General features: G+C 62.4%; 1 protein-coding gene. It reads right to left on the reverse strand.

The genetic code is table 11. From position 1 onward, the window contains the following. Positions 1–68: 68 nt before the first annotated feature. On the reverse strand, positions 69–5,156 hold the full coding sequence (locus B0E51_RS07025; protein ID WP_168172591.1) for a non-ribosomal peptide synthetase: 5,088 nt from the start codon (positions 5,154–5,156) through the stop codon (positions 69–71). Between the last annotated feature and the right edge of the window lie 140 nt (positions 5,157–5,296).

The following is a 5,296-nucleotide window of genomic DNA, read 5'->3' on the forward strand; positions in this document are numbered from 1 at the left end:
TGCAACGCATCCGTGCATGGCGACATCGATTGAACAGTTGCGGTTGCTGCGCGCCCTCCCTGCTCTGCTCATGGCACGCGTCCTTCCTGTTCGAGCTGTTCGAGCAGTAGTTCCACTTCCTCGTCGGAAAGCGTGTCCAGGCTCGCCAACAGACGGTCGGCGTGAGCTTTCCCGTCGTCTGCTGCCGCTTCGGTGCGCATGGTCTGTCCGGCACCGGCCCGCTCTTCCACCATGGCAGCCAGTTGCGCTGGCGTGGATGCCTCGAAAATCAAGCGCACCGGCAGCTCGATCGAGAACAAGGCTTCCAGTCGCGATACCACGCGTACTGCAGTAAGCGAGTGGATGCCGAGGTCGAAAAAATTGTCGTGCACGCCGATACGTTCCCACTGCAGAAGCTCCGCTAGCGAGGTGCATATCTGTGCCTCGATCGTGTTGCGGGGCGCGACATAGTCGCGACTGTCGATCGACGCTTCGCCGGGCGCCGGCAGCGCAGCGCGATCGAGCTTGCCATTGGCATTCACCGGCAAGACGTCCAGCGTCGTCCAGTACACCGGCACCATGTAGCGCGGCAGTCGCTCTCCCAGCCATTCGCGCAAGCCTGCCAGGTCGTATTGCTCGTGCACCGCGACGTAGGCCGCCAGTGCCGGGATACCCGTCTGGACTTCGCACACCGCCACAGCCGCCTGTTTGACCGCGGGATGTCGATGCAGCGCCGACTCGATTTCGCCAAGCTCGATACGAAAGCCGCGCAGCTTTATCTGACCATCTAGACGGCCAAAGAATTCCAACTGTCCGTCCTGTCTCCAGCGCACTTGATCACCGGTGCGATACATCAGGCTGCCGGGTTCGCCATATGGGTCGGGAATGAATTTCTCGGCAGTCAATGCCGGGTTGGCGTAATAACCGCGCGCCAGTGCCGCGCCGCCGATATGCAGCTCGCCGCGCACTCCAGGCGGTACCAAGGCAAGTTGCGAATCCAGCACGTAGCAGTGCGTATTGGCGATGGGACGCCCGATCGGCAATGGTCCGCGGTGCCCCGTCGCAAGCGTCCAGGTCGTCTGAATGGTCGCCTCAGTTGGACCATAAGTGTTGTAGAGCAGCGCGCTATGCCGCGCATGGAAAGCGTCGACCAGTTCCGGATGCAAGACTTCGCCACCGCTCCATACCGCTCTTACCGTCTGCCATGCCGCCGGCCGGGCCGAACGCATCAAGGCATCGAGCAGCGACGGCGTCAGATCGATACAGGTGACGCCCTCCCGTTCGATCAGTGCGTTGAGATAATCCACGTCATGCTCGCCCTGCGCGCGTGCCACGATCAGGCTCGCACCGGCGGTCAGGCTGCCGAATATTTCCTCGATGGAGGGATCGAAGCTGATCGAGGTCTTCTGCAAGAAACGATCGGCCGGCGTCAGCGCGAATGTTTCGCGGAACCACTCAATCTGGTTGGCGAGTGCGGCATGGGTGATGCCCACGCCCTTGGGCTTGCCGCTGGATCCGGAGGTGTAGACCAGATAAGCCAGGTTGTATGGATCAATTTGCGCAACCGGCTCCGTCGTGGGGAACCGCGCGAGCTGCTCGTCCAGCATGTCCAGGTCGATGCGTTGCCGCCCATCGCCCAGATCCAGATGCCTGGTGGGCACATGCAGCAGCACCGCCGCCATATCCGCGTCCGCGGCAATCCAGCGGAGGCGATCGATAGGATAAGCCGGGTCCAGCGGCACGTACACGGCGCCGAGTTTCATCAGCGCAAGCAGTGCAACGCACAACTCCACGCCGCGCTCGGCCAACACGCCAACGCGCATCTCCGTGACCATGCCGCGCTCGCGCAGATAATGCGCAAGTTGGCTGGAGCGGCCATCCAGTTCGCCATAACCGAACGAACCGGCGTCGGTGATCACGGCTATCGCGTCAGGCGCACTGCGCGCGCAAGCGCTGAAACGGGAAACGACTAGCTCTACCTGACCCGTGCGCCGCGCACCCTGGCCCCACGCCAGCAAAGCAGCGCGATCTGCCGTCCCAAGCAGGTCCAAGGCATCGATCGCGCAGGAGGTATGCAGCAAGCTCTCTTGCAGGATGCGTACATAGGTATCGAGCAGCCTGCAGATGGTGGTGCGGCCATACAGATCGGTGCGGTATTCGGCGAATCCGACAAAGCCCGCGTTTTCCTCACACAACGTCAGGCAAAAGTCCTCCACCGCCACGCCGATATCGATCGGTTCGCGTACGACCGTGAGGTTTTCGCCCAAGGCCAGCACATCGTTCGGTTCGTTCTCTAATACGAACATGACGCGGAAAAAGGGATTGCCGTACGCTTCTCGTCGCGTAGCCGCGCGCTCGACCACTTTCTGAAATGGCGCGTCGGAATGCTCATGGGCGTCCAAGGTGGTGGCGGCAACGCGCTGCAGCGCCTCGCGAAAGCTCAGATCGCCGCGTAGCTCGGTGCGTAGCGCAACGCTATTGGTCAGATCGCCGACCAAGGCTTCCGTTTCCAGCTTGCGCCGGACGGAGAACGCGGTGCCGATCACGATGTCTTCAACACCGGTCATCCGCAACAGCAACACCTTGAACGCGGTCAGCAACCAGTTGAACGGCGTTACGCCGAACTCGGCGCAACGTTCCTTCAGCTTCGCCGTCAACGCGGCCGGCAAAGTCAGCGGCTCGCGGCAGCCATGGAAGGAACGGACAATGGCCGGCGCGCCGTCCTGCGGAAAGCTTACCGGCGACACGGTGCCCTGCAGCTTGTGCGCCCAATATTCCAAGCTCTGCTGCAGCCGGTTCTGATCCAGCCAGCGGCGCTGCCAGACTGCATAGTCCGCGTATTGCACGGCTAGCTCCGGCAACCGGGAAGCCGTGTCGAAACGGGTATACAGCGCGCTGATATCGCGCCGCAGCACACTCTGGCTCCAGCCGTCGGTGACGATGTGGTGCACCGTCAGCACCAGCCAATGATTGAGCGGTCCGCATTGCAGCAGGGTGGCGCGCAACAACGGCCCCTTATCCAAGGCGAACGGAATTTTCGCGCTATCGATTTGCCATTGGCGTGCGTGCTCGCGACGCTCGTCGGCCTCGGTGGAACCTGTCAGGTCAAATACCGGTATGGACAGCGTCGCCGGCGGTGGATCGATCCGTTGCACGACCTCTTCGTCTTCGCGCACAAAACGGGTGCGCAGCACTTCGTGCCGTCGTACTACTTCAGTCAGTGCCCATTCCAACGCCCGCACGTTGAGTTCGCCGACGATGTGGAAACTCTCGGTGACGTTGTAACAAAGCGCATCCTGCGCCAGCTGGTTTTCCAGGTAGAGCATTTCCTGGCTATAGGACAGCGGTGCCCGCGTGGCGCCCAGGCGGTCTAACGGCAGGGACGCCGCAGGATCCTCCATCGCCAGGCTGTCGATTTTCGCCGCGAGATCCTTGAGTACGGGCGCAGAAAAAACGTCCTTGAGCGCCAGTTCGACCGCGCATTCACTCTGCACGCGCACCAGCACGCACATCGCCGTAAGAGAATGGCCGCCCCGCAGAAAGAAGTCATCTTCGCGACCGATCTCCGCCACGGTCAGCAAGCCTGACCAGATGGATGCCAGCGTCCGTTCCGTTTCGCTGCGAGGCGGCACGAACGCAGGTGCCGAATCCGGCGCGTCCATAGGAAGCTGTGACAACGCGCTACGGTCCAACTTGCCATTGAGCGTCGTCGGCAAGCGGTCGAGCGCGACCCAACCGGTCGGTACCATGTAATCGGGCAAGCGCTGACGCAGGCGCTCACGCAATGTCTCGCGCTGCAGCATGGCTGCATCGCCGCGCGGCGCCACGAACGCGACCAAGCGCCGGCTCTCGTCGTCGCCGAGCAGCATCACAGCCGCTTGCTCCAGTGCCGGGTCCTCACAGAGAACGGCCTCGATCTCGCCGAGCTCGATGCGATAGCCGTGCAGTTTCACCTGAAAATCGAAGCGGCCGGCATAAAGAAGCTGACCGTCGCCACCCACCTTCACCCGGTCGCCGGTGCGATACATGCGACGGCCGATGCTATCGGCGAACGGATCGGGCAAGAACCGCTCGGCACTCAAGGCGGGACGTCTGATATAGCCGTCCGCCACGCCATCGCCGCCGATATACAGTTCTCCCTCCTCGCCATCCGGTACCGGCTGCAGTCGGTCATCCAATACGTAACAGCGGGTACCGGCAATGGGGTGCCCAATCGGTGCATGGGCCGCATCGGCATGCCTCTCCATGAGGGCGAAGGTGGCATACGTCGTGCATTCCGAAGGCCCGTACAGATTGAACACGCGCTCGATATGCGTATGCTCGTAGAGCCTGCCGACCAGCGCTTGCGGCAACACCTCACCGGCGAGATTCACCGTCCTGACCGTGTGCGGCAAGCGATGTTGGCGCAGCAGTTCGGTCATCAACGACGGCACAGTGTTCACCAGGGTGATGCGCCCCCGCTCCGCCAGCGCAGGCAAGTCGAGCAGGTTGGCGGCGACCACCACCTGGCCGCCGATGCTCAGCGGCACGAACAATTCAAAAATCGACAGATCGAAACACACTGAAGTGGCGAACAGCACACTCGCCAGCTCGTCCGGCGTGAATACGCGCAATGCCCAATCCACGAAGGCCGCGGCGTTTGCATGCTGCACGCCAGCCGCCTTGGGCCGTCCGGTGGAGCCGGAGGTATAGGTGACGTAGGCCAGATGCGATGGCAACAGCCGGCGCGGCGCCGCAAGCTCGGCCGCGGGCACATCGCCGCGCAAAGTCTGCTGCAGGTCAAGCACCGTTCCATCGAATTCCGCGTCCAGTCGAATAGCGAGCGCGTACTCCGAAATCAGCAGCCGGGTGCCGGTGTCGTGCAACATGAACTTCAGGCGCTGCAACGGATAGGTGGGATCCAGCGGCACATAGGCCGCACCCGCCTTGAGCACGCCGAGCAACGCCGTAACCAGACCGCAGCTGCGTCCCAGCATGACGCCTACGCAATCGCCCGGCCCGATGCCCAGCATCGCCAATCGCGCTGCCACGATATCGGCATCTGCGTTGAGCGTCGCGTAGCTAAGCTGCCTTTCGGCATCGATAACGGCAATCGCCTGAGGATACCGCTGCGCCTGCTGCTCAATGCGACGATGGATGAAGATGCCGTCCGCGCCGGCGCCGGCCGACAGCGGCATGCGCGTGCATCCGGATGCTGGCGTTCCTTCTTGTTGCATTGCATCGTCGACTGAGCTCATGACTCTCCCCAAGACACCATCAGGCAATCCACCAAATCTCCATTTGCATTGCGCTGGATGCGGTCCGCACCCAACTCGGC

Origin of the sequence: Rhodanobacter sp. C05 (assembly GCF_002001165.1) — a bacterium.
In the GTDB taxonomy this organism is placed as follows: Bacteria; Pseudomonadota; Gammaproteobacteria; order Xanthomonadales; family Rhodanobacteraceae; genus Rhodanobacter.

Excerpts from the sequence above, each read along its gene's own strand:
- B0E51_RS07025 (WP_168172591.1), bottom strand. The coding sequence starts at position 5,156 with ATGCCGCTGTCGGCCGGCGCCGGCGCGGACGGCATCTTCATCCATCGT.